Origin of the sequence: Nostoc sp. DedSLP04, from assembly GCF_034530775.1 — a bacterium.
Classification (GTDB): domain Bacteria; phylum Cyanobacteriota; class Cyanobacteriia; order Cyanobacteriales; family Nostocaceae; genus Nostoc.
Genome location: NZ_JAVRCL010000002.1, coordinates 66,155 through 92,441, shown reverse-complemented (window position 1 = coordinate 92,441; position 26,287 = coordinate 66,155). Strand labels below are relative to the sequence as shown.

Annotated in this window: 25 protein-coding genes and 1 pseudogene; 21 read left to right on the top strand and 5 right to left on the bottom strand. The window is 41.6% G+C overall.

Annotated elements, in window-relative coordinates; all coding sequences use genetic code 11:
* Window positions 1–11: 11 nt before the first annotated feature.
* The 10 genes and pseudogenes from asnS to RMX89_RS01470 all read left to right on the top strand — a co-directional run bounded on the left by asnS (window position 12) and on the right by RMX89_RS01470 (window position 11,872).
* Window positions 12–1,403 carry an asparagine--tRNA ligase gene (gene asnS / locus RMX89_RS01515; RefSeq protein ID WP_322687671.1) on the top strand — a complete coding sequence of 464 codons (1,392 nt, stop codon included), beginning with the start codon at window positions 12–14 and terminating at the stop codon, window positions 1,401–1,403.
* 83 nt (window positions 1,404–1,486) lie between these two features.
* Window positions 1,487–1,717 carry a DUF2281 domain-containing protein gene (locus RMX89_RS01510; RefSeq protein ID WP_229456950.1) on the top strand — a complete coding sequence of 77 codons (231 nt, stop codon included), beginning with the start codon at window positions 1,487–1,489 and terminating at the stop codon, window positions 1,715–1,717.
* On the top strand, window positions 1,711–1,950 hold the full coding sequence (locus RMX89_RS01505) for a type II toxin-antitoxin system PemK/MazF family toxin (RefSeq protein ID WP_322687670.1): 240 nt from the start codon (window positions 1,711–1,713) through the stop codon (window positions 1,948–1,950). Before RMX89_RS01510 ends, RMX89_RS01505 begins: the two co-directional genes overlap by 7 nt.
* Window positions 1,951–2,123: 173 nt before the next feature.
* Window positions 2,124–2,243 (top strand): annotated as a pseudogene (locus tag RMX89_RS01500) (amino acid--tRNA ligase-related protein); the annotation flags it as partial.
* A 251-nt stretch (window positions 2,244–2,494) separates the two neighbouring features.
* Window positions 2,495–2,971, top strand: coding sequence for a chemotaxis protein CheW (locus tag RMX89_RS01495; RefSeq protein WP_322686716.1), 477 nt, complete (start codon window positions 2,495–2,497; stop codon window positions 2,969–2,971).
* 21 nt (window positions 2,972–2,992) lie between these two features.
* Window positions 2,993–4,264, top strand: coding sequence for a CheR family methyltransferase (locus RMX89_RS01490; RefSeq protein ID WP_322687669.1), 1,272 nt, complete (start codon window positions 2,993–2,995; stop codon window positions 4,262–4,264).
* 683 nt (window positions 4,265–4,947) lie between these two features.
* A complete protein-coding gene (locus RMX89_RS01485) occupies window positions 4,948–6,525 on the top strand; it encodes a methyl-accepting chemotaxis protein (protein WP_416211956.1) in 1,578 nt (525 codons plus the stop codon).
* A gap of 187 nt (window positions 6,526–6,712) precedes the next feature.
* Complete coding sequence (locus RMX89_RS01480) at window positions 6,713–8,482, top strand: methyl-accepting chemotaxis protein (RefSeq protein ID WP_322687668.1); 1,770 nt, start codon at window positions 6,713–6,715, stop codon at window positions 8,480–8,482.
* 9 nt (window positions 8,483–8,491) lie between these two features.
* A complete protein-coding gene (locus RMX89_RS01475) occupies window positions 8,492–9,232 on the top strand; it encodes a chemotaxis protein CheW (protein WP_322687667.1) in 741 nt (246 codons plus the stop codon).
* 381 nt (window positions 9,233–9,613) lie between these two features.
* On the top strand, window positions 9,614–11,872 hold the full coding sequence (locus RMX89_RS01470; protein WP_322687666.1) for a hybrid sensor histidine kinase/response regulator: 2,259 nt from the start codon (window positions 9,614–9,616) through the stop codon (window positions 11,870–11,872).
* A 239-nt stretch (window positions 11,873–12,111) separates the two neighbouring features.
* Here the strand turns inward: RMX89_RS01470 and RMX89_RS01465 are convergent, their stop codons facing one another.
* Window positions 12,112–12,513, bottom strand: a complete 402-nt coding sequence (locus RMX89_RS01465; protein ID WP_322687665.1) for a hypothetical protein — start codon at window positions 12,511–12,513, stop codon at window positions 12,112–12,114.
* Window positions 12,514–12,784: 271 nt separating this feature from the next.
* Here RMX89_RS01465 and RMX89_RS01460 point away from each other — a divergent pair, with 271 nt between their 5' ends.
* From RMX89_RS01460 to RMX89_RS01450, 3 genes are all read left to right on the top strand, one after another.
* Entirely contained in the window at window positions 12,785–13,762 is a 978-nt protein-coding gene (locus RMX89_RS01460) for a chemotaxis response regulator protein-glutamate methylesterase (protein WP_322687664.1), read from the top strand.
* A 196-nt stretch (window positions 13,763–13,958) separates the two neighbouring features.
* Window positions 13,959–15,353, top strand: a complete 1,395-nt coding sequence (locus RMX89_RS01455; RefSeq protein WP_322687663.1) for an ATP-binding protein — start codon at window positions 13,959–13,961, stop codon at window positions 15,351–15,353.
* Between the two features lie 256 nt (window positions 15,354–15,609).
* Complete coding sequence (locus RMX89_RS01450; protein ID WP_322669699.1) at window positions 15,610–15,918, top strand: NIL domain-containing protein; 309 nt, start codon at window positions 15,610–15,612, stop codon at window positions 15,916–15,918.
* A 70-nt stretch (window positions 15,919–15,988) separates the two neighbouring features.
* Here the strand turns inward: RMX89_RS01450 and RMX89_RS01445 are convergent, their stop codons facing one another.
* Entirely contained in the window at window positions 15,989–16,666 is a 678-nt protein-coding gene (locus RMX89_RS01445) for a response regulator transcription factor (protein ID WP_012407592.1), read from the bottom strand.
* Window positions 16,667–17,271: 605 nt separating this feature from the next.
* Window positions 17,272–17,466 (bottom strand): hypothetical protein, encoded by a 195-nt coding sequence (locus RMX89_RS01440; protein WP_322686726.1) that lies wholly within the window; start codon window positions 17,464–17,466, stop codon window positions 17,272–17,274.
* A gap of 301 nt (window positions 17,467–17,767) precedes the next feature.
* On the opposite strand from RMX89_RS01440, the gene groES reads away from it, so the two are divergent.
* From groES to RMX89_RS01425, 3 genes are all read left to right on the top strand, one after another.
* Window positions 17,768–18,079: a co-chaperone GroES gene (groES, locus tag RMX89_RS01435; RefSeq protein WP_094348596.1), complete on the top strand. Its 312-nt coding sequence runs from the start codon at window positions 17,768–17,770 to the stop codon at window positions 18,077–18,079.
* 133 nt (window positions 18,080–18,212) lie between these two features.
* Window positions 18,213–19,847 (top strand): chaperonin GroEL, encoded by a 1,635-nt coding sequence (groL, locus tag RMX89_RS01430; protein WP_322686727.1) that lies wholly within the window; start codon window positions 18,213–18,215, stop codon window positions 19,845–19,847.
* Window positions 19,848–19,942: 95 nt separating this feature from the next.
* The gene (locus tag RMX89_RS01425; RefSeq protein WP_322687662.1) at window positions 19,943–20,746 is read left to right on the top strand and encodes a DUF4351 domain-containing protein; all 804 of its coding nucleotides are present in this window, start codon (window positions 19,943–19,945) and stop codon (window positions 20,744–20,746) included.
* Window positions 20,747–20,765: 19 nt separating this feature from the next.
* On the opposite strand, the gene RMX89_RS01420 is transcribed toward RMX89_RS01425, so the two are convergent.
* Window positions 20,766–21,185: a hypothetical protein gene (locus RMX89_RS01420; protein WP_322687661.1), complete on the bottom strand. Its 420-nt coding sequence runs from the start codon at window positions 21,183–21,185 to the stop codon at window positions 20,766–20,768.
* Window positions 21,185–22,045 (bottom strand): ParA family protein, encoded by an 861-nt coding sequence (locus RMX89_RS01415; RefSeq protein WP_322687660.1) that lies wholly within the window; start codon window positions 22,043–22,045, stop codon window positions 21,185–21,187. Before RMX89_RS01415 ends, RMX89_RS01420 begins: the two co-directional genes overlap by 1 nt.
* 100 nt (window positions 22,046–22,145) lie before the next feature.
* On the opposite strand from RMX89_RS01415, the gene RMX89_RS01410 reads away from it, so the two are divergent.
* The 5 genes from RMX89_RS01410 (at window position 22,146) to ureC (ending at window position 26,286) form a co-directional block, all read left to right on the top strand.
* On the top strand, window positions 22,146–22,925 hold the full coding sequence (locus RMX89_RS01410; RefSeq protein ID WP_322687659.1) for a class I SAM-dependent methyltransferase: 780 nt from the start codon (window positions 22,146–22,148) through the stop codon (window positions 22,923–22,925).
* 74 nt (window positions 22,926–22,999) lie between these two features.
* A complete protein-coding gene (locus RMX89_RS01405) occupies window positions 23,000–23,836 on the top strand; it encodes an urease accessory protein UreD (protein ID WP_322687658.1) in 837 nt (278 codons plus the stop codon).
* 42 nt (window positions 23,837–23,878) lie between these two features.
* Window positions 23,879–24,181, top strand: coding sequence for an urease subunit gamma (gene ureA, locus RMX89_RS01400; RefSeq protein ID WP_322687657.1), 303 nt, complete (start codon window positions 23,879–23,881; stop codon window positions 24,179–24,181).
* 21 nt (window positions 24,182–24,202) lie between these two features.
* Window positions 24,203–24,508 carry an urease subunit beta gene (locus RMX89_RS01395; RefSeq protein WP_322687656.1) on the top strand — a complete coding sequence of 102 codons (306 nt, stop codon included), beginning with the start codon at window positions 24,203–24,205 and terminating at the stop codon, window positions 24,506–24,508.
* A 62-nt stretch (window positions 24,509–24,570) separates the two neighbouring features.
* Window positions 24,571–26,286, top strand: a complete 1,716-nt coding sequence (gene ureC / locus RMX89_RS01390; RefSeq protein WP_322687655.1) for an urease subunit alpha — start codon at window positions 24,571–24,573, stop codon at window positions 26,284–26,286.
* The last annotated feature ends 1 nt before the right edge of the window (window position 26,287 follow it).

Below are 26,287 nucleotides of genomic sequence, written 5' to 3'. Positions count from 1 at the left end.
AGTTGTAAAATATGGCAAATCGACGGATTGCAGAAATATTGCGAAGTGGCCAACCTGATGAGTCCCTCCAAGTGCAAGGCTGGGTGCGGACGAAGCGCGAGTCCAAAGGGTTTGCTTTTATTGAAGTCAATGACGGCTCATCACTAGCTAATTTGCAAGTCGTCATTAATCAGGATTTGCCAGATTACGAAGCTATATTGAAAAAATTAAATACAGGTGCTGCTGTCGAAACGACAGGGTTACTAGTGGCTTCTCTTGGTAAAGGACAGCGAATTGAGTTGAAAGCCGAGACAGTGAAAGTTTACGGTGAAGCTGATCCCGATACATATCCCCTGCAAAAGAAACGCCATTCCTTTGAGTTTCTGCGAACCATTGGACATTTGCGATCGCGTACTAATTCCTTTGGTGCAGTTTTCCGCGTCAGAAATGCTTGTTCGACAGCAATTCACCAATTCTTCCAACAAAGAGGCTTTTTGTGGGTACACACACCCATCATCACCGCTAGCGACTGCGAAGGCGCGGGTGAACTGTTTAGCGTTACCAGTTTAGATTTAAAGAATATCCCCCGCACAGAAAATCAAGCAGTAGATTACAGCCAAGACTTCTTTGCTAAACCCACATATTTAACAGTTAGCGGCCAGTTGGAAGCGGAAGTGATGGCGATGGCCTTTAGCAATGTTTACACATTTGGCCCTACCTTCCGTGCAGAAAATTCCAACACCTCCCGTCACCTAGCAGAATTTTGGATGGTTGAGCCAGAAATGGCTTTTTGTGACTTAGAAGGCGATATGGATTTAGCTGAGGCGTTTCTCAAGCACATTTTTAAATATGTGTTAGAAACTTGCCCAGAAGACATGGAATTTTTCAATGAACGCATTGATAAATCTGTTTTGGCAACAGCCGAAAATATTATTAATAATCAGTTTGAACGCTTAACTTATACAGAAGCCATCAAACTTTTAGAAAAAGCTGATGTTAAATTTGAATATCCAGTGAGTTGGGGTCTAGATTTACAATCAGAACACGAACGGTATCTAGCTGAACAGCAGTTTAAAAAGCCAGTAATTGTTACAGATTATCCAGCCCAAATCAAAGCTTTTTATATGCGCTTGAATGACGATGAAAAAACCGTCCGCGCAATGGATATTCTTGCACCCAAAATTGGCGAAATTGTCGGCGGTTCCCAGCGTGAAGAACGTTTAGAAGTATTAGAACGCCGCGTATTAGCGCAAGGGTTAAAACCAGAAGATTTGTGGTGGTATCTTGATTTGCGTCGTTATGGTACTGTTCCCCATGCAGGTTTTGGACTGGGTTTTGAACGACTTGTGCAATTTATGACGGGTATGGGAAATATCCGTGATGTGATTCCGTTCCCGCGTACACCCCAAAGTGCTGAGTTTTAGTTTAAATTTTAGACCTGGCCATTTCTAATCGCCAGGTTTTTGACTTTTGTGGATAAACAGAAATCCATCTGAGAAGATTTATCATGAGCATACAAGACCAAACTATTGGGAAAATCCGGCAAATGCCAGAAGCTTTAGTTCAGGAAGTAAGTGATTTTATCGACTTCCTATTAATGAAGCATAGCGGTAAAAACTGGGAACTATGGCTTCAGTTTAGCGAGTCGTTAGAAATAGTAGAATCAGATTTTTCAGAATATTTATCTAATTTAGAAGATTATGAAGAACGCTTGGCGCGTGGAGAAATCCAGTGGTAGATATCTCAAGAGGAGATGTAGTTTTGTGCGATCTAAATCCTGTTAGTGGTACAGAACAAGCAGGGATTAGACCTGTCGTAGTAGTGCAAATTGATCGGGCAAATGCTGTTAGTACCCATACCATTATCGCACCATTCACCTCAAAAATTAGACGTGCTATTTTACCCTCTCATGTGTTTGTACCTGCTGGCATCGGTGGTTTAAACCAAGATTCTGTTGTGCTTTGTGAGTAACTTCGGGTTGTTGATAAATCAAGAATTATCAGAGTGATTGGTCATTTAGATGATAATTATTTAGATGAATTGGCAATAGCTTTATGTACTATCCTTGGGTTAAGGATTATGAACAATGATAATGATTGATAAATATTAGGTATTCTCAGATCATTTATTTATATAGTTATTGAACTGTTCGCCATACGGGTTTTGGGTTGGGTTTTGAACGACTCGTGCAATTGATGACGGGTATAATAAATATTCGTGATGTAATTCCGTTTTTGCGTACACCACAAAGTACTGAGTTTTAGTTTGAAACCCAGGCGATTATAAATCACGTCTACAAGTCATCTTTGAAGTTTTCGGCAATAAATTTACAGATATTGTCATACATAGCAGCTTTCAAGAATGGGTATCATGTATTGCTGATAAAAATTAAATTTGTTAGTCTTGGGTTTCCTTGCGTCAATCCAGCCTACTATTACTACACATCGGAGGATAGGCATCTTGCATAGCCTACAAGGAACATCAAAGCTAGCAATGGAGATGTAAATTAGTGTTAATGCTACTTCTCAATATTGGGAATGAGCGATATGCCATAGAAAGCCGACAGGTTATAGAAGTAATACCACTTGTTGTACTCAAAAGTTTGCCCCACCAGCCTGAGCATATCGCTGGTGTTTTTAACTATCGCGGACGCATTGTACCAGTAATTGATTTATGTCAGTTGATGCGTGGTAAACCCTCCAGTGAGTATCTGAGTACTAGAATTGTCCTAGTCAATTATTGGGGAAGTAATAATACAGAACTTCAGGCTCCCTATATTTTGGGTTTGATGACAGAACAAGTTGTAGAAACATTACATCAGTCTGAGTCTGAATTTGTCGATCCCAATATTCAGATAGATACAGCGCCATATTTGGGCAAAATGATTGTAGATGATCGAGGGATGATTCAGTGCCTTCGCATTGAGTACTTGTTGTCAGAAGCGCAGCAAGTCAATCTCTTGCCAGAAAGTCATCACAATACTAGATTTTAGATTGGTCTGAAGACTCTATAAATGGCACAATCTGTTATTCAAGCTTTACTAAAAAGCAAGATTGGTTTAGATGCAAATTCTATTGGTGCTGATGCGATCGCTAGTGCAATTTATCAACGCATGGCAGATTGCGGCATCACGGATATTGCTCACTATCTAGGTAAGTTACAGGGATCTACCCAGGAATGGGAAGCACTGATTGACAGTGTAATTGTTCCAGAAACTTGGTTTTTTCGAGAACCAGAGTCTTTTGCATTTCTGAAGCATTACGTATTATCTGAATGGTTGCCAAAAAATCCCCAAAACGTACTGCGGGTTTTGAGTGTACCTTGTGCAACGGGTGAAGAACCATATTCCATTGCGATCGCTCTTTTGGAAGCAGGATTAAATCCGACGAACATTCACATCGATGCTGTTGATATTAGCAACAAGTGCCTACTAAAAGCGCAACGAGCAATCTACCATCAATACTCGTTTCGCGGCAATAGCCAATCGTTTCAAGAGGGCTATTTTCAGGCAACTGAGGCAGGATATCGCCTGTGCGAACAGGTAAAATGTATGGTGAATTTTCTGCACAGTAACTTAGTAGATACCGATTTTTTATTGGGTACGCCGCCCTATGATATTGTCTTTTGTCGTAACCTGCTGATTTACTTTGATAGTGCTACCAAGGTACATACTATTGGAGTTCTAAAAAGGTTGCTAAACCCGCAAGGTTTGCTATTTGTTGGACATGCTGAAGCTTGGTTATTATCGAAAACTGAATTTGTTTCAGTTCGTCAAGATTCAGTAGTTGCTCATCGAAAGTCCCCAGCGTGCGAAAATATTCGCAAAAATCATCATCCCAATCTTCACAAACAAGACTTTACAAGCAAAAATATCGATGTTCTCAACAAGCGACAACTACCCAACAAAAACCATTCCAAGTTTGCCGCACAACCGAGATTGAATCTTCCTCCTCAAAACCCCATATTACCAAAAGACCTGAAGGAAAATTTGTTAGAAACAGCCAGAAACTTAGCTAATCAAGGTCAATTGAATGAGGCTGCTAAATTATGCAATGACTATCTGAACCAAAATCAGGTCAGTATTGAAGCGTATCTTCTACTTGGTCAGGTACAGCAAGCAATGGCACAAAATGAGCAGGCGGAACAATCTTTTCAAAAAGCAATCTACCTGCAACCTACCCATGAAGAGGCACTTATTCATTTGGCATTACTCAGAGAACATCAAGGAAATATTGGTAGCGCAAATATCCTTTGGCAGCGAATTCACCGACTAAAGAAGAAGTGAATCAGGATAGCGCTTAATAATTTGTTTCAAAATTGAATATGCAAACTGTTAATCTCGTTTACGATCTGGGAACTCTAAGAATTGCAAGTATTTCAAAAGACTTTTGACATCATGTTCAAAAATATTTACAACAAATGAATCAGTCATAAAGGCTTATATCTGTATGAGCCTACCCATATAACCCAATACGGCTCAGTTAAAGGTTACTGGCAACAATTTTGGGTTTTCGAGACGCGATAAATCGCCGTCTCTACAAGTGTTTTGTTGCTCATTCTGAACTATTTTGCTATATAACCTTCATCTGCCTCTGGCAAAATTTACTTTTGCAAAAAATCTAATTGGCAAATTGGGTAAACCTCAAACAATTTCTATCCATCCAGAAACATACATTAAAACCTCATCCATTTGGAAACTTGGAGTAGTGCGGACATCTTGTCCGCTAATATCAGCAGGAAGCAAGATACTCACACTACTTGAAAAATATGGTTCTCAAAATAGATGTGGTTTAGTATAGGTGGTGGAAATAGTTATCCAATTTTAAAAGCTGACTTTCGCATTTTACCTAATACACCTATTTGGAAAAAGCCAAACATCAAAAATATATGCAACAATGAATTAGAATTAATCAATTTGTCATTGGTGGATTTGGAATCATTGTTATCTTAACAGGTATTGCTAGTTTTGTGGCTAAATCAGCAAACGATTCTCTAGCTAATTCTGCTACTTTAGTAACGCATACCTATTCAGTTAAATTGGATTTAAAAGAAATTGAAAAAATTTTAGTTGATGCTGAAACTGGACAAAGAGGATTTATTATTACAAACAAACAACAATATTTAGAGCCTTATAAAATTGCTAAAAATAACCTGAAGGATAAATTTAAATATTTAAGAAAAAAGATTTCAGACAATCAAAAGCAAGTCCAGAGTTTAGATAAATTTGAGGAATTATCGCAAGAAAAGATGAGCGAGTTAGAAACAACGATCGCTCTCAAAAAAGCTGGTAAAGAGCAAGAAGTACTAGCTCTAATTCTTTCAGATAAAGGTAAAAATATTATGGATGCAATCAGACAAAAGCTTAGTGAGATGCTGCAAACAGAAGGGCAACTTTTAGAAGAGAGGCAAAAGCAAGCAAGTCAATTTCAGGCATTTGCAAATTCCGTTAATTTCGCTACTTTCTTCTGTATTATGATTGTTGCATTCATTGTCTCACTGGTTATTGTCCGCATTCTCAGTCTTTCTTTGAGTCGCTCTTTGCAGTCAGCATTTAGTCTAGCAGAGCAGGTTTCTGCCGGTGATTTGACAATTCAGGTTGAAGTTACCTCAGATGATGAAATTGGCAAGTTAATGGCTGCATTAAAAAACATGATTGCTAACCTAAATACTCTTGTCCGTCAGGTGCAAAATTCAGGTATTCAGGTAACTACTTCGGCTACTCAAATTGCTGCTTCTGGTAAACAATTAGAAGCGACAATTTCTGAACAAGTAGCCTCTACGAATGAGGTAACTGCTACTGCTAAAGAAATTGCTGCAACTTCTAGGGAACTGGTAAATACTATGGAACAAGTTGCGACTACCTCACAAATCACGACGATGGCTGCTAGTACTAGCCAAAAAGATTTGGTTCGTATGGAAGCCACTATGCGGCAATTGGCAGAAGCCACCAATGCGATCGCTGCTCGACTGGGAGTAATTAGCGAAAAGGCGAATAACATTAACAACATTGTTGTCACGATTACGAAAGTGGCAGATCAGACAAATCTACTGTCGTTAAATGCTGCTATTGAAGCTGAGAAAGCTGGAGAATATGGTTTAGGTTTTGCGGTTGTTGCTAGAGAAATTCGCCGACTGGCAGATCAAACTGCTGTTGCGACTCTCGACATTGAACAGATGGTAAAACAGATGCAATCGTCAGTCTCTACAGGTGTGATGGAGATGGACAAATTTGCTGCTGAAGTTGGACGAAGTGTAGAAGATGTTGCCAGCATTAGTTCTCAAGTTGGGCAAATTATCCAACAAGTGCAAGACATGGCTCCTCACTTTGAGTCTGTGAACCAAGGTATGGAAATCCAGTCGGTGGGAGCGCAACAAATTAGTGATGCGATGGTGCAGTTGAGTAGTACTTCAGTGCAAACAGCCGATTCTCTGCGGGAAATTAATCATGCCATAGCTCAACTCAATCAAGTTGCTCAAGGATTGCGTCAAGAGATTGCCCGCTTTCAGGTGAAAACAGAATATTCTAGTTTAACTCCTCAGCAATAAATCTAATCAACAATTGAAGAAATATCTCAAGACTTTTACATCATCAGTAAAATCTAGTCTCTGAACTAAGCTACCTACTTAATAATTTGTTTACAAATAAAAATACAAACTGTTCATCTTGTTTGTGATTTGGGAATTCTAATAAACGAATGAATTTTACAGCAGCAGAGGAACAGTAGGATATCCAATGTTCAAGAACATCACCTTGCAAACCCGGTTGATCGGTTCATTTTTATTCATAGGACTGATTGTATTCACAATGGCCTTGCTGGGATGGTACGTTACCAATGAGTTAAATAAGTCAATTAACGAACTAACTACGAATAATATCCCCAGCTTGTCCGGGGTATGGAAGATTAAGGAAGGTCAGATACAAATTCAATCGGCAGAACGATTATTATTTAATCCTGAAATCAGTGTTAGTGAAAGAGATAGTGCGATCGCTGAAATTCAGGACGCTTGGAAACAGATTAACGAAGGTATTATACAGTACGACGCGACTCCATCCGGCCTAGAAGAATTAAAAGAGTATAACTTACTTAAAGACAAATTGGAAGTTTGGAAAAAAATTAATGAAAAATTATTAAATCTTGAACAAGAACTAAATCAGAATGGAATTAAAAATCCTTGGAAAAAACAACTTGAATTAATCCGCCAGACACAAGAATTATCAGCTAATTTCCCTAGCATTCAAAATACATTTGAATTACGTAAACGGATAAGTAATGAGGTAAAAAATCAAGAATCTCCGGTATTTAAAACAACTAAAGCTCAAGCAGTAAAACTTTTGAATATTAATGAAAACTTGATATCAACTACACAAAAGGAAGTCGAACAAAATGTGGGACGCAGCGTTTTCTGGATTTCAATAGGAATTGGCATTGGCCCGATAACTGCAATTCTTCTTGGGTTTGTAATCGCTCGACAAATTACTTATCAGATTTTTAGTGTTATTAGAGTTGCAGAGCAAATTTCTCTGGGAAACTTAACAACTCAAATCGCGGCTGACTCTAACAGCAAAGATGAAATGAACAGACTCTTAACAGCTTTCCAAACTATGACTCAGAATCTGAACACTCTGATTCGTCAGGTACAGCATTCAGGCATACAGGTTACTTCCTCAGCGACTCAAATAGCAGCTTCAGGTAAACAGTTAGAAGGGACGCTCATTGAGCAAGTAGCTTCTACTAATGAGGTGGCTGCCGCTACCAAAGAAATTTCCGCTACCTCCAGGGAATTAGTAAGTGCAATGGAACAAGTTGCAACCATTTCCCAAATCACAACTACAGCAGCGAATAATAGTCAAAAAGATATAGTGCGGATGGAAACCACTATGCGGCAGTTAGCAGAAGCGACTAATGCGATCGCAGCTCGATTGGGAGTAATTAGCGAAAAGGCAAATAGCATTAATACTATCGTCGTCACAATTACCAAGGTGGCAGACCAAACGAATCTGCTGTCGTTAAATGCGGCGATCGAAGCCGAAAAAGCTGGAGAGTATGGCTTGGGCTTTGCTGTTGTGGCTAGAGAAATTCGCCGACTAGCAGATCAAACCGCCGTTGCTACCCTCGATATTGAGCAGATGGTGAAGCAGATGCAATCGTCAGTCTCTACAGGTGTGATGGAGATGGACAAGTTTGCCGCAGAAGTTGGGCGGAGTATAGGAGATGTTGCCAGTATTAGTACACAGGTTGGGCAAATTATCCAGCAAGTGCAAGACCTGAATCCGCGATTTGAGTTTGTCAACCAGGCTATGGAAACCCAATCTGTGGGAGCGCAACAAATTAGTGAGACGATGGTGCAGTTGAGCAGTACCTCTGTGCAAAGTACGGATTCCTTGCGGGAAATTAATCATGCCATAACCCAACTTAACCAAGTAGCGCAGGGATTGCGTCAAGAGATTGCCCGCTTTCAGGTGAAAACAGAAGACATTATACCCCTGCACCAATTCTCTTGAGCAGCCCTTATGAACCCCGCTACGCCATTAAATATTGAACGTTGTTGGAATTTTATCGGCATTGAGGGCGATCGCTCCTGTCCCCAATTAGCCACTTATACCCATTGCCGCAATTGTCCCGTTTACTCTACTGCTGGACGCTATTTGCTAGAGCGCTCCATACCTGAAGATTATCGCCATCAGTGGACTGAGTTACTAGCTAAATCTAGAACTGATGAAAATTCCCAGATATCCCATACTTTAGCCACCACTGAAATCACGGTTGTGATTTTTCGTCTGCAACGGGAATGGCTAGCACTTTCTGCCCAAATCTTCAAGGAAATTTCTCTTTCTAGCGTGGTTCATACCCTACCGCATCGCAGCAACCAAATCTTGCGGGGATTGGTAAGTATCCGAGGCGAATTGCTATTGTGTATTTCTTTGAGCGATCTTTTGAATCTGGAAACTGCCGATACAGCAGTACAAACCCTCAGTCCAGTGGTGTATTCGCGCATGGTGGTGCTGGAAAAGGCAGATAAAACTTGGGTGTTTGGTGTCGATGAACTTTATGGAGTACACCGATTTCACCGGGATGAGTTACAAGATCCGCCTAAGAGTCTAACTCAAACTTATACAAAAGGATTATTTCACTGGCAACCTGGCGCGCAAATGGAGCGATCTGCCTCTGGCGGCAGCGCTTCGCTAACGCACAGTGTCAGCTATTTGGATGATGAATTGTTATTCACCACCTTAGCTAGGAAGGTGCTGTAATCAAAGACCTAACCCCCCAACCCCCTTCCCTACAAGGAAAGGGGAAGCTTAAACTCCCCTCTACTCGTAGGCTACGGTGGTGTACACAAGTCTTTTAAAGTTGCTGCGGAACGTAGGGTGGGTTAATTTTTGTAGGTCGATGCAACAAAGGTGCGAGTCGATACAACAAACGTGCAGGGCGATGCAACAAAGGTGCGAGTCAATACAACAAACGTGCAGGGCGATGCATCAAAGGTGCGAGTCGATACAACAAACGTGCAGGGCGATGCATCAAAGGTGCAGATTAAGAGACTTGTGTACACCACCGTAGCCTACGAGGAGAGGGGTTGGGGGAGAGGTTCTTCCAGGATTAATGAATCGGTGTTCTAGGAAGGTGTAGTAATGTTAGAAGAATTTGATGTCAGCAATCTTTCCTTGCTTGATTTATTCAACATGGAAGTAAAAGCTCAAGTTGTGGTATTGAACGATCGCCTATTGGCACTGGAGACGAAGCCCGATCCCCAAGAAGAACTGGCAGCTTTAATGCGGGCAGCCCATTGCATCAAAGGCGCTGCGCGAATTGTACAAATCGATCCGGCTGTCAACCTTGCTCACGTCATGGAAGACTGCTTTGTGGCGGCTCAAGAGGGAAAAGTTACCTTAACTGCCGATCGCATTGATGTATTGCTGCAAGGGGTAGATATGCTCTTGCGGATAGCTCAAATGGTTACAGCCAACCCAAATTTACAGCTGTTAGAAGATGTTGGCATTCAATCATTGATAAGTGCGATCGCTAATATCCTAACTCCAGAGGCAACCTCTACAGAAATTCATCCCCTAATCACAACAGCGCAGTTAGAAGACAACCAACAGACAACCCTGATTTCCCCATCCCCATTAGAAGAACTGGGCATCACCCAAAATCAGGCGGTGCGAATGAGTACTGAAAATTTGAATCGCTTAATGGGTTTAGCAGGAGAGTCTTTAGTTGAGGCGAATTTATTAGAACCATTTGCTAACTCTTTGCTGAAACTGAGAAGCAATCAGGGGGAATTGTCCAACTTACTGGAGAAGTTGCAGGAGTTATTGGGCAAATATCATCTGGATCGGCAAATTAAGGAAACCTTGAGTGCAACTCATCAAAAAGCTCACGAATGTTACCAGATGATAAGCGATCGCCAAAACGAACTAGAACAATTTTCTCAGCGTTCTGCTAACCTTGCCCAGCGCTTATATCAGGAAGTTATTGCTACTCGAATGTGTTCCTTTGCGGATGGGGGACAGGGATTTCCGCGGATGGTGCGCGACTTAGCAAGACAATTGAGTAAACGGGTGAAACTGGAAATCGTCGGTAAATCTACTTTGGTAGATCGAGATATTCTAGAACGTCTGGAAGCTCCATTAACTCATATCCTGCGGAATGCGATCGATCATGGCATTGAATTGCCCCAGGAACGTCTAGCAGCAGGAAAGCCAGAAGAAGGAATTATTCGGATTGAAGTTACCCATCGCGCCGGAATGTTGTTTATCACCGTTGCAGATGATGGGCGGGGAATCGATATCGAGTTTTTGCGCCAAGTTGTGATCGGCAAACAACTGACAAACCCGCAAATGGCAGCCCAACTTACCGAAGTTGAGTTGATGGAATTCTTATTTTTGCCTGGTTTCTCCACAACCCAAACTGTCACCGAAATTTCGGGTAGAGGTGTGGGGCTGGATATCGCCCATAGCACAGTGCGGGAAGTTGGCGGCACACTACGGGCGGTTTCTGTGTTGGGAAGGGGTATGACCTTTCACTTGCAGTTACCATTGACGTTATCTGTGATTCGCACCCTGTTGGTAGAAATTGCTGGCGAACCCTATGCTTTTGGGCTAACGCGCATTGAACAGGTGTTGATATTATCGAAGTCTAAGATTGCTGTATCGGAAAATCGCCCATTTTTCCTGATAAATAATCAACCTGTGGAGTTGATTTTAGCAAGTCAAGTTTTAGAGTTAGCCTCGCCTGCGGTAAATATAGAATCGCTATCAGTTATTGTGATTAGCGATCGCCTCAATCGTTACGGATTAGTTGTAGATCGGTTTCTCGGTGAATGCAATTTGGTTGTCCGCCCCCTAGATCCCCGCCTTGGTAAAGTCGCCAACATTAGCGCCGCCGCTCTGATGGATGATGGTTCGCCAGTGTTGATTGTCGATGTTGAAGATTTGGTACGTTCTATTGCGAAGGTGTTTTCTAGCGGACAACTTTCTCAGGTAAATCAGTCTGCTCATCAGGCAGTTACCAAAACTTACAAGCGAGTATTAGTGGTGGATGATTCGATCACTGTGCGCGAAATGGAGCGCAAGCTTTTGGAAAACAATGGTTACAAAGCGGAAGTGGCGGTTAATGGCATTGATGGTTGGAATGCAATCCGTAGCGGCGATTATGACTTGGTGGTGACAGATATTGATATGCCCCGGATGAACGGCTTTGAACTCACCAGCCAGATCAAAACTCATGCCAAGTTGAAGCAAACACCCGTGATTATTGTTTCTTACAAAGACCGAGAAGAAGACCGACTGCAAGGGTTAGAAGCAGGTGCAGACTACTACTTAACTAAGAGCAGCTTTCATGATGACACTCTGTTAAAGGCGGTGATTGATTTAATTGGAGAAGCTTGATAATAATTCGTAATTCGTAATTAAGAAAGTAAGATTTTAGAACTAGCACTTTCAAGGTGACGAACGAAGATACGTTGTTTCAGTGCTACCATTTTGAATCCTCCGCTCAGATTTTGGGCTTTTTGAATGTTGAAATTAGCAATTCTCGTTTCAAATTTCACCACCTTGAAAGGGCTGAATCTAGGACTTACGCATTGACAAAAAATCTCATCCATCTCCCTGTACTGTCTGTCTAGTAATCAGGATTCTTGCCGAATTTGGTTTCTGATAAAAAGTTGTTCTGCATTAAGTAGGATGACTAGTAGCCCTACAGATGCTCTGGCGATTACCGGAGTTGTCCAGTTGTGATTCACCAGGTCGGGGATGGTTATAACAAGCATCAATACAATGATGAATATTGGTAGAATCATCACAATATTCCGATCCCAAGCAGGTTTATCGCGCAGTCTCGCTTCGCTTTGTAGTACGCGATTACGCCAAAATGGAAAAGTACTTAGGACAGAGGTAAGGTATAACAGTCCAGCATTAATTAGCAGAATTGTTTTAACGTTTGGAGTGATGTCAGAATTTCCAAAGAAGATCGCTGTTAGGCAAGCTCCCGCTGCTAGATACAGAAAAGTAAACAGGGTAAAGTGCTTCATTGGTTACTCCTTATGCTTTATAAACTGGAGTTTTGACTATATGGCAAAGGCATTTAAATTATATAGGACTAGTCCTTTCAAGGTGACGAACAAAGATACATTGTTTCAGTCCTACCATTTTGAATCCTCCGCCGAGATTTTGGGCTTTTTGAATATTGAAATTACCAATTTTCGTTTTAAATTTCACCACCTTGAAAGGGCTGATCCTAGATTTAATCTGGGTTTTTATCTGTTGTATTTGTCGCGTTATTTTGGAGAAATGTCATAATTTGTGAGAATTGCGATCGCTAACGATATGTTCATGGCTGTAGAGGTACTGCGGCGGGCTGTGGTAAAAATACCAGGTTACAAGCTGGCGTGGGTTGCCTACGATGGTGCGGAAGCTGTGAGCAAGTGTGCGGCTGATACTCCTGACTTAATTTTGATGGATGTGCTGATGCCCAGTATGGATGGAGTAGAAGCTACTCGGCATATCATGAGGCAATCTCCCTGCGCGATTGTGATGGTAACAGCTAGCGTTAATCGCTATGCAGCCAAGGTTTTTGAAGCAATGGGCTATGGAGCCTTGGATGCCATCAATACGCCAATCTTAGGCGATGATGGGTTACTAAATAAAATTGCCACGATCGCCTGTTTAATTGGCAAATCTTCACATCGGCGATCGCCACCTGTCCATCACTCAAAATCACTTCCACCTCTAATCGTTATCGGGGCTTCCACTGGTGGGCCTCAGACATTGAAAACTATTCTCTGCCAATTTCCCCAAGACTTTCCCGCGGCGGTGGTTATTGTTCAGCATATAGATGCCCAATTTGTCCAAGGTTTTGCCGCCTGGTTGAATGAGCAAATTCCTTTGCCTGTGCAAATTGCGATCGCAGGTTCTACACCACAGCCTGGTAAAGTTCTGCTTGCTGGCACAAATCTTCATTTAGTGATGCGTCCCAACCTCACCTTTGCCTATGACAAAGAACCACTACATTTTTTCTATCGTCCATCAGTTGATGTTTTCTTCAAGAGTGTGGCTAAAAATTGGACTGGAAAGGGGATTGGGGCGTTGCTAACGGGGATGGGTGGAGATGGCGCTCAAGGCTTAAAACAATTGCGCGAAGCAGGTTGGCATACTATTGCTCAAGACCGCAAAACTTGCGTTGTTTATGGTATGCCGAAAGTAGCAGTGGAATTAAAAGCTGCGGTAGAGGTTTTGCCAGTTGAGGCGATCGCATCAGCCTGCATCAACTTTACGGCATAATGCTTAATTAAGCAGTGTTATTTTATACTTTGAATAAACCTATGTGTATGAAAGCAGATACTTAAAACACCTTTACGAAGTATTGCAAAACACTAATATATTTCGATACTGAGATATAATTGCGACAATTGCCGATTAGTAGATTTAACTGGCTAGTTTGTAGTATTAAAAACAAAGACCTATTTAGAGGTACTAAATGAACCTGCAAGAAACAGCACTCTTAGAAATATCTCCAAAGACAGCAAGATTATCACCAAACTGGAGTCAACCACAAACTCCACAAGCTGCGCCATTTATTCTGAATGCCAAAATATCTACAGTCAGACTTTTGCTAATTGACGATCAGGTAATTATCAGCGAAGCCTTCCGTCGGATGGTTGCGACAGAAACAGATATATCCCTTCACTATACAAGCAATCCGGCTCAGGCTATTCAAGATGCGATCGCCATAGAACCAACGGTGATATTTTTGGATATGGTCATGCCAGATATCGATGGATTAATGTTACTGCGTTGGTTTCGCTCTCATCCAGTAACTCGTGATGTACCAATCGTTATGTTATCCAGCAAAGAAGAAGCAAAGCTCAAAGCAGAAGCTTTTACTGAAGGCGCTAATGACTACTTAATCAAATTACCAGATCCAGTTGAGTTAATTGCCCGCATTCGTTATCATTCCAAAGCTTACAATAACCTCAAAGCACTCACTACTGCAACTGCTACTGCCCAACTTCAAGCACAACAGTTAGAAAATACCTTACGAGAATTACAAACTACCCAAGTTCAATTGATCCAGACAGAGAAAATGTCTAGCTTGGGTCGGATGGTTGCAGGTTTAGCGCACGAAATTAATAATCCTGTTAATTTTATTCACGGTAATTTTAATCATCTAAATAACCATGTAAACTGTCTTTTAAATTTAATCCAACTATATCAACAAGAACATCCAGATTCCTATTCTTTGTTTGAAGAGAAATTTGGCGACTTTAATATTGATTTCATCATCGATGATTTACCAAAAATTCTTTCATCCATGAGGATAGGAACCGATCGGATTCGTGACATCGTGCTGTCCCTAAAAAACTTTTCTAGACTCGATCAGTCAGATAAAAAAGCTGTTAATATTCATGAAGGTATTGAAAGTACTTTATTACTTTTAAATCATCGACTACAACCAAAAATTGAAATTATAAAAAAATATGGAAATCTCCCACCAGTTCAATGTTATCCAGCACAACTAAACCAAGTATTCATGAATATCCTTAGTAATGGCATTGATGCTTTACTAGAGCTAGATAATCAGATCCCAAAGCAAATTGTGATTCAGACTGAAGTAACTGAATTAGAAACAGTCATAATTACATTTAGAGATAACGGTGATGGAATAGATTCCGAGATTCAAAGCAAGATATTCGATCCTTTTTTTACAACTAAACCTATCAACAAAGGAACGGGACTAGGTTTAGCAATCAGCCATCAAATTATTGAGAAACATCAGGGAAATATCCAGTTAAAGTCTGAACTTGCTCATGGAACTGAATTTACGATCGAAATTCCAATAGCATTATCTGTTAATCATAAAAGCAACACTTGAATTAAGATTTCACCGGAGAATTATTCTCCAAGGTGTTTATTCATTTTTCAACAAAGTTAACTTATAAGTTAGTAAGTTTATAATTTACTTAAACGCGATCGCACTTTTATAGTAATCCATAATTCATCTCATCGAATCTTGATGATGAATTATGAATCATTTGCTACTGTTTGCGTGCATAGGATGAGTAACGCTAGTGTTAAAAGAAGTCGTACAAAGCCAAACCCTCATCCCAGAAGTCGAATAGGAAGCTAGAATGGCAATTCCAAATAAACAAGTAAAATATAATACTGATATTTTAGATAATAGACGCACCCAAACTCGCATCCAGGTTCGTATTCCTAAAGACTTGCATGAGGAACCAGTCATTTCACGACTGGTTTCTCACTATGGGATCACAGTAATTATTGCTACTGCCGAGATAAGCGCAAACGTGCCACAATATAGCTGCTTTGATCTGGAACTACGGGGCACTGTTTCCCAGATTGAAAGTGCCTTGACTTACCTGGATGAACTGGATTTAGAAGTTTTGCACCAATCCAGCCCTGAAGAAGATGGTTGGTAAATATTAGTTAGGAGTTAGGAGTTAGGAATTAAAAAATTCATAACTCCTAACTTTTAACTCTTAACTTTGTTTAGGCCATTTGATTTTCAATCGCCCACCGCGCTAGTTCAGTGCGATTGTGGAGATTGGTTTTGCCCAACATATTGGACACATGGCTTTCAACCGTTCGCTGACTAACATTGAGTTCTTCAGCAATTTCACGGTTAGCTAAACCCCTAGCAACAAACTGAACTACTTTCAGTTCGGTTGGGGTTAATTGCACATCGAAGGGAACCTGGATACGGGAACCGTTTTCGCCTCCTTTTGCTTGGTGTTCTTTCCAACGGATAGTTTGTTTCAGCGAGGACTCAACTTGCGCTACGAGTTCTTCTGGTTCAAAGGGCTTGACCATATAAACATCAGCACCTTTATTCAGACCCTTAACTCGGTCTGCACTTTGTCCCTTAGCTGAAAGGAAAAGAACCGGAATCCAGCTGGTGCGTTCGTTTTGCCGGACTTGTTCCACAAAAGTATATCCGTCCATTTCCGGCATCATCACATCGCAGATGATCATGTCTGGAACATCTTGCTCTAAAATTTCCAGAGCTTCACGTCCATTTTCAGCGGTGATGACTTCATATCCCCGGAATTCCAAGTAATCCTTCACCAGCAAGATGAGGTTAGGGTCATCATCAATCAATAGAAGTCGTTTGTGATCTTTCATGCTGGGCTCTTTCATAGCAGTGGCACTTGTCGCGCTTCGGTCCATCAAAGTCTTGAATATTTATCCTCTATGGTGGGTTATTCGAGATGTTGTCCTTTTCCTACTTAACTTGCCTTTGCTGTCTCGAAGTCTCAAAAATGCCGAGCACTTTCAATAGACTAGTAGCTCGATAGCAAAAGTCCAGCAAGGATACGTATAGCAGTAGTATCTATAATGCGCTATTATATATCGCTTTGAAAGGGGCGGGGTAAAAAACACTGATTAAATAATAATCTTTCGGACTCACAAGTAAGTATTGGCTTAAAGATGACCCTACCTCAAAACCAACCCGCACTTTCTTAAAGCCTACTGCTATACCATATCCTTTCGTTGTTAAGCCTCTATGAGGTGTTCACAAGAAACTAGGGAAGTTTCAGGCAAAAGATGGATTGAAAACGCATATTCTTCTACCACCTTATTACCTATTCAGTGTTCTCGGACGATCCGCAGAGTAACTTCCGGGTTTGCTTGGCGATACCAGACACCATCAGGGTAAATCACCATTATGGATCTAGAACCAGAAACACGCAAGCAGTTGGCTTTAGTTTTATAGACGCAAATAGAATGACTTTAGTACGGCTCATCGAGTTTTAAATCTTTAAGTCGCTTTTTTAAGTAATCCCAGAATTCCAGACTAGCTCGTTTTGAGCAGCAATTGCCTGGTCAGCGCAAATAAAAATGTCTCGCTGAATTTTTGCAAGTCCTAAACTTTCTACACAATTACTCAGGGTCTCATGTTCCAAAGATTGAGTTTTTTTAGGGATTTGATGGTTGGACTGGATCGCTGTCACTGTATTGTTACTCATCGAGTGGCTCCCTGATTACAGTTCCATAACAATTTGCAAGCTTTGCAAATAAAGTTGACTGGAGAGTAGGGAATGGGGAATAGGGAAGAATTTTCATAACTCTTAATTCTCCACTCCCTACTCTCTTCGTAACTTACAGAACAAAACCCGCAAGGTATAAATAATTAAGCATTTATACTTAAGTACATCTATGACCTTCTAGTTCGGGAACCCGTACTCAAGGCATTCTTGCCATTGGACGCCAATTTTCGGTAAATTAGCACTCAGGAGTTGAGAGTGCTAAACTCTGGAGAAAATAATTATGGCAGCTTTATCTCTAAGCGTTTCTACAGTTAAACCTTTAGGCGATCGCGTTTTCGTAAAAGTGAGCGCCTCTGAGGAGAAGACCGCAGGTGGTCTGTATTTGCCCGATACCGCCAAGGAAAAGCCCCAAGTAGGGGAAGTAGTGGCTCTTGGCCCTGGCAAGCGTAATGACGACGGAAACCGTCAGGAATTAGAAATTAAAGTCGGCGATAAGGTGCTGTACTCTAAGTACGCTGGCACTGACATCAAGCTCGGCACTGAAGAATATGTACTGCTTTCTGAAAAAGATATTTTAGCAGTTGTTATCTAGTGGTCATTGGTCATTAGTCATTAGCCAATGACAAAGGACAAATGACAAATGACGTAGATGCCCTCCGGGCGGCTTCCCGAAGGGTAGAACAAAAGACAAATGACAAATGACAAAGGACAACTAACAATAAATTATGGCAAAGCGCATTATCTACAACGAAAACGCCCGTCGCGCCTTAGAACGAGGCATTGACATCCTGGCTGAGGCTGTAGCTGTTACCCTTGGCCCCAAAGGTCGTAACGTAGTCCTAGAAAAGAAGTTTGGCGCACCGCAAATCGTCAATGACGGTGTAACGATCGCCAAAGAAATCGAATTAGAAGACCACATTGAAAACACTGGTGTAGCTCTGATTCGTCAAGCTGCTTCTAAGACCAATGATGCTGCGGGCGATGGTACTACCACCGCTACCGTATTAGCTCATGCGATCGTCAAAGAAGGCTTGCGGAACGTTGCAGCTGGTGCTAACGCGATTTCACTGAAGCGTGGTATTGACAAAGCTGCCAGCTTCCTGGTAGAAAAAATTGCTGAACACGCCCGTCCAGTGGAAGATTCCAAAGCCATTGCCCAAGTTGGTGCGATCTCGGCTGGTAACGACGAAGAAGTTGGTCAGATGATTGCCCAAGCAATGGACAAGGTGGGTAAGGAAGGCGTAATTTCCCTAGAAGAAGGGAAATCTATGTTCACCGAGTTGGAAATCACTGAAGGGATGCGCTTTGATAAAGGCTACATCTCTCCTTATTTCGCTACCGATGCTGAACGGATGGAAGCGGTTTTTGATGAACCTTTCCTACTGTTGACTGATAAGAAAATTGCTTTGGTACAAGACCTTGTACCAGTGTTAGAGCAAGTAGCTCGTGCTGGTCGTCCTTTGGTAATTATCGCCGAAGATATTGAAAAAGAAGCTTTGGCAACCTTGGTAGTAAACCGTTTGCGCGGCGTACTCAACGTGGCTGCTGTTAAGGCTCCTGGCTTTGGCGATCGCCGCAAAGCACTATTAGAAGATATCGCCGTTTTAACTGGTGGTCAACTAGTTACCGAAGATGCTGGTTTGAAGCTAGATAACACCAAGCTGGATAGCCTGGGTAAAGCTCGCCGGATCACTATCACCAAGGACAGCACTACAATTGTTGCCGAAGGTAACGAAGCTGCTGTTAAGGCTCGTGTCGAACAGATTCGTCGTCAAATCGATGAAACCGAATCTTCTTACGACAAAGAGAAATTACAAGAGCGTCTTGCTAAACTCTCTGGTGGTGTTGCTGTAGTAAAAGTTGGTGCAGCAACCGAAACCGAAATGAAAGATAAGAAACTGCGCCTAGAAGACGCTATCAACGCCACCAAAGCTGCTGTAGAAGAAGGTATCGTTCCTGGTGGTGGTACAACTCTGGCTCACCTGGCTCCCGACTTGGAAGAGTGGGCAAAGAGCAACCTTAAGGATGAAGAGTTGATTGGTGCTTTGATTGTCGTTCGTGCCTTACCCGCACCTCTGAAGCGGATTGCTGAAAATGCCGGTCAGAATGGTGCTGTTATTGCTGAACGCGTGAAAGAAAAAGACTTCAATATTGGTTACAACGCTGCAACCAACGAGTTTGTTGATTTGTTAGCGGCTGGTATTGTTGACCCTGCCAAGGTGACTCGTTCTGCTCTGCAAAACGCTGCTTCCATCGCTGGTATGGTGTTGACAACCGAATGTATTATAGTTGACAAGCCCGAACCTAAAGATAGCGCTCCTGCTGGTGCTGGTGCTGGCGGTGGCGACTTCGATTACTAATACTTTGTAGTTACATAATTTGTTAAAACGGCTGCTTCCCTTGTGGAGGCGGCTGTTTTTTTGTGTCATGCAGAAGCGTATAGAAGAGGAAAAAAGTGAGTTACGACAATGCTTGTAAATATTTAGCTGAACAGTACCCAGCTGAGTTTGTGCGTTGGTTGCTTGGGGTAGAGGTGCAACAAATTGAAGTCTTAAAAACCGAACTCACGCTTGAGCCAATTCGTGCGGATTCTGTGACATTTTTGCAAGCAGCTAACCAAATTTTGCATATTGAATTTCAAACTTTAGCGAAATCTAATCCGGCGCTTAATTTCCGAATGCTCGATTATTCTGTGAGGTTGAAGCGTCAATACCGTTGTCCTGTAGTGCAAGTACTAATCTTTTTGCAAGAAACTACTAACGAAATGGCTTTTACTAAAGAATATCGGGACAACACAACGATTCACCAATATCAGGTTGTTCGTCTTTGGGAGCAAGATTCAACACTATTTTTAGTTAATCCGGCGCTGTTACCTTTAGCAAGTTTGACGCGAACTGACTCGCCGCAAACTTTACTGGCACAAGTGGCTGAACAAGTCGCTACAATTCCAGATAGGGAAGAGCGACAAAATATCGCGGGTTGTGTAGAAATTCTGGCAGGTTTGCGGTTTGACAAGGATTTGGTTCGGCAATTTTTGCGGGAGGATATTATGAAAGAGTCTGTAATTTATCAAGATATCGTTCAAAAAGAAGCGTTTAAATTGATTAGTCGTCAGCTTAGACGGCGTTTTGGTGATATTGATGGATCATTAGTTGAGCAGGTTCGGAATTTATCTGCCGAACAGTTAGAGAATTTGGGAGAGGAACTGCTTGATTTTTCGGAAATTGCTGATTTGATAGCTTGGCTAGAACAGCAATAGAGAAATTAATAAAGCTGCATCATATTTTAGAGATTGAAGCTGCAAGTAGTTTTCCGCTTTTATCTTGAGCTTGCAATTTTTGAATAATATCCTCAATAATACTATTCAAATCTTTCCGGCGGCGCATAGAGCGTTTCGGGTCAAGTTGACCGTGTTTCAATAATTCTCTAACCTGTTCTCCTAGCTCAGTTAAGTAAAACCTCAGTTGTTCTTCACCCTGTTCGCGTAAAATTTGCCTACATTCAGTTAGGATAAGATCGCCATTTTCAAAAGTTTTACTAGCGTCTGATTGCTTTGGTGTTGCTTCGGACAATTTTTTACTTTTTTGAGCGTTTAAACTGTTCGTTAAACATTTTTCTACAGCCTTGGCAAGTTTGGGATCGGATTCTACTACTTCTGCGATCGCTCTTAATAAATCTGCAATTTGTGATGCTTCCATTATCTACCTACTCTGTGAATAAATTCTTTAGCTAAGTTCAGCATCGATTCGTGAGCATCGCCACCATATTTTTGTTTATATGTTAATTCAATACTCAAATCTAAACTTTCGGCAATTTTTGCTCTTTCTGGAATTTTTGTTTGAAAAACGGCAGGAAAAAAAGGATGCCCGATAATAAAATTTAAATTCTCAGTTTGGGCTAAAGTTCCGTTATAACGTGAAATTAGAGTTCCTACTGGTTTTAGGCTGTGTTCAAAATCTCTGTTAAACTTTTCAATATGGTCAAGTAGTATTTCTAACCCGTGAATTGACATTCGGTTCGGAACACAGGGGATTATACAAGCATTACTAGCTAGAAACGCACTTTTAACTATTGTGTTAATATTTGGGGCACAGTCTATTAAAATGTAGTCATAATTATTCAATAATGGTTTTAGTATTGTACGAAGAAGCTCAACAGGTTTTAAGTTTAAAGAATAATAGCCTGATGGTAAATCTTCCTGGATTTCAAATAGCCTTGGGCTGCTAGGTATCAGATGTAAGTGGGCAAAAGAATTTTTATTTCTAACATTTGAAATATTATCTTTAGCTATAAACTTCTCATGTTTTGCACTGTCTAAAAAATATTCAGGGTTTTTAAATAAGAAAGGCAATGTCAATCCTCTATTGTTAAATTCCTTTTCCCAAACCTCTTCAGACATTAAAGCACTAGTCAAATTACTTTGAGGATCAAGGTCAATAGCAAGTACACGCTTTTTGTATATGGTATCGCCGGCTAAATATTCCGCTAATGCCATGACGATGGTAGTTTTGCCAACTCCACCCTTGAGGTTACAAATGCTTATCACTTTAGCTGTCATAATTTCTGGTAGATTGACGCATTTCATGAACTACAGTTCTATGCTTCCCTGAAAATACGCCTAACTAACAAGGTTTATTTTTACTTTTACATAAAAACTTATGAGTCAAATTAATCCTGAAACAACCCCCTTACATACCTTAAACCCACTCAATCGATTTTCTGAAAGAGCAGAGGATTATGTAAAATATCGACCTAGCTACCCCGCAGATGCAATTGATATTATCTTGGAAGGATTAGGTGAAAATTCACAACTCGTAGCAGCAGATATTGGTGCAGGTACAGGAATTGCTTCAAGACTGTTAGCTGAACGGGGAGTTAATGTCATAGCCATAGAACCAAACGCGGCGATGCGAGAAGCTGCTAAACCACATCCTTTAATAGAGTTTCGTGATGGAACAGCAGAATTTACCCAACTATCTGATAATTCAATTGATTTAGTTACTTGTTTTCAAGCTTTCCACTGGTTCAATTCCGAACCAACTTTATTAGAATTTCACCGCATTTTAAAACCATCAGCACGCTTGGCTGTCGTGTGGAATAACCGCGATAAAGAAGATACCTTAACTACAGAATATAGCCGAATAGTCCGCGAAGTATCTAATAATCACCCAGCAGAATCTAGAATGCAGTCGGTAGAGCCACTGTTAGTAACTCCCTATTTTATTAACATCCACGAATATACTTTTACTTATAGGCAACAGTTAGATTTAACTGGACTTATTGGGCGAGCAATGAGTGTTTCTTATTTGCCACGTGAAGGCTTGGCATACGAACAGCTTATTGATAGGTTTCAAGAATTATATCAGCGCTTTCGTAATGAGAGTGGTTTTATCTATATGGTCTATCGCACTAGCGTACACCTGGGCGAAAAACAATGATAAATTGCAAGTAAAGTAGCAGAGAATGCATTAAATAAATATAAGATATCTAAACTTTAATCTTGAATTTATAAATGACCTGCAATCCGCAAGCAGCAGAAGGTTGGCATGGCAAACTTAATTTAGTCTATGCCGATCGCCAGGGTAAAACCCAATTAATTTACGATCGCCAACAAGCGCCCCTGAAGGTACAACGTCCATTTTACCCAGAAGGGGAAATTTGTCATAGCGTCATTTTACACACGGCTGGGGGAATGGTGGGAGGCGATCGCTTATCCTCTAACATCCACCTCCAAACCCAAGCCCAAGCCCTAATCACTACAGCTGCTGCAAGCAAGATATACCGCAGTAATGGCTTACAAGCTAGACAAAACATCGAGATGCAAGTTGATGCTGGTGCTTGTTTGGAGTGGTTGCCGCAAGAGACAATTTTATTTAACGACGCGATTTATCGGCAAGATTTACGGGTAGAATTAGCAACCGGGGGCAGTTGGTTAGGCTGGGAAATTACCCGATTTGGTCGCAGTGCTAGAGGAGAAAAATTCTTGCAAGGAGAATGGCGATCGCACACGGAAATTTGGCAGCAAGATGTTCCCTTGTGGATCGATCGGCAATGGTTACAGGGTAGCGAAGAAACTTTTCACAGTCCCCACGGTTTGGCTGGAAAACCAATAGTAGGTAGTCTAGTTTGGGTTGGTGGTGCAGTTTCATCAGAAATTGTCGAAAAAACGCGAAATTTATGGGATGGGAAAGGAGAAGCGGGTGTTAGTCGGTTACAACATGGATTATTGTGTCGATATCGCGGTGCTTCTACATCTGAGGTTAGAAACTGGTTTATTAATGTTTGGCAGTTGCTGCGAGTTTCTTTTTTAAATCGTGGTAATTGTATACCAAGAGTGTGGCAGCTTTGAACGAACCACGAAGGCGCGAAGGACGCGAAGGAAGAGGCAAGAATGCAACTTACGCCGCAGGAAAAAGATAAGCTATTAATTTTTACAGCTGCTTTATTAGCAGAAAGACGTAAAGGAAGGGGTTTAAAACTGAATTATCCTGAAGCAGTTGCTTATATTTCTGCTGCAATTTTAGAAGGTGCAAGGGATGGGCAAACTGTAGCTGAATTAATGAGCTATGGTACAACTTTATTGACGCGGGAGGATGTTATGGAAGGAATATCAGAAATGGTGCATGAAGTACAGGTAGAAGCGACTTTTCCTGATGGGACAAAGTTAGTAACAGTACATAATCCAATTCGTTAATTTTTAATTTTTTAATTTATTATGATTCCTGGGGAAATTATCACAACAGAAGGTGAAATTGAACTAAATGTTGGTCGTCCAACTATAAAATTGCAAGTGTCAAATACAGGCGATCGCCCCATACAAGTCGGTTCCCACTATCACTTTTATGAAGTCAACACCGCCTTAAACTTTGACAGAGAACAAGCGCGAGGAATGCGCCTCGATATCCCCGCCGGAACCGCAGTCCGCTTTGAACCAGGCGACGAAAAACAAATAACTCTAATCCCCCTCGTTGGTACTCGCCAAGTCTACGGCTTCAACGCCAAAATTAACGGAAACCTCTAAAAACCTCCGCGTACCTCCGCGCTTCCCTCCGCGTCCCTTTGCGTTAAAAAAAAGGATTTTATATGCCTTACAGAATGGATCGCCGCGCCTACGCCGAAACCTACGGGCCAACAGTAGGCGATCACATCCGACTTGCAGACACAGAATTATTTATTGAAGTTGAACAAGATTTCACCACCTACGGCGATGAAGTAAAATTCGGCGGCGGTAAAGTTATCCGCGATGGAATGGGACAATCCCCCATTTCTAAAGCCGATGGTGCTGTTGATTTAGTAATTACTAATGCTTTAATTCTCGATTGGTGGGGTATTGTCAAAGCAGATATCGGCATTAAAGATGGCAAGATTTTCAAAATTGGTAAAGCAGGAAATCCTTATATTCAAGACAATGTAGATATTATTATCGGCCCCGGAACTGAAGCCTTAGCAGGTGAAGGAATGATTCTCACTGCTGGCGGTATTGATGCCCATATTCATTTTATTTGTCCCCAACAAATTGAAGTGGCGATCGCTTCCGGGATTACTACCATGATCGGTGGCGGTACTGGCCCCGCCACAGGTACAAACGCTACTACCTGCACCCCCGGCCCTTGGAATATTTACCGAATGCTGCAAGCTGCTGATGCTTTTCCCGTCAACTTAGGATTTTTGGGCAAAGGTAACGCCAGTCAACCCCAAGGACTTGTAGAACAAGTAGCCGCTGGTGCAATGGGGTTAAAACTTCATGAAGACTGGGGAACTACACCCGCAGCAATTGACACTTGCCTTAGTGTTGCTGATGAATATGATGTGCAAGTAGCGATTCATACTGATACCCTGAACGAAGCCGGATTTGTTGAAGATACGATCGCCGCTTTCAAGAATCGCACCATCCACACCTACCACACCGAAGGCGCAGGCGGAGGACACGCACCAGATATCATCAAAGTTTGCAGCCAAGCTAACGTTCTGCCATCTTCTACCAATCCCACACGTCCTTACACCGTCAACACCTTAGACGAACACCTGGATATGTTGATGGTATGCCATCACCTCGATCCTGCGATCGCCGAAGATGTCGCTTTTGCCGAATCTCGCATCCGTCGAGAAACTATTGCCGCCGAAGACATTTTGCACGACTTAGGTGCATTTAGCATGATTTCCTCCGATTCTCAGGCAATGGGAAGAGTGGGCGAAGTGATAATTCGCACCTGGCAGACATCTCACAAAATGAAGGTGCAACGAGGAAGTCTTAACGCACAAGGAACAGAGCAAAGAGCAGATAATTTTAGGGCAAAAAGATATGTTGCTAAATATACTATAAATCCTGCGATCGCTCACGGAATTGCTGAATATGTGGGTTCAGTGGAAGAGGGAAAATTAGCAGATTTGTGTTTGTGGCGTCCCGCGTTTTTTGGCGTGAAACCAGAGATAGTGATTAAAGGCGGGATGATTGCATGGTCGCAAATGGGCGATGCTAACGCCAGTATTCCCACACCGCAACCAGTTTATATGCGATCGATGTTTGGTAGTTTTGCAGGGGCGCGTCATGCCACATCGTTAACTTTTGTTTCCCAAGCAGCTTTAGAGAAAGAAATTCCCAGCCAGTTAGGTTTACAAAAGGCAGCAGTTGCAATTTCTGGGACACGCCAATTGAGTAAGCGAGATATGAAGCTGAATGATGCACTACCCCACATTGAAGTTGATCCAGAAACATATCAAGTTAGGGCAGATGGTGAATTGCTGATTTGCGAACCTGCAACAGTTTTACCAATGGCACAGAGGTACTTTTTGTTCTAAT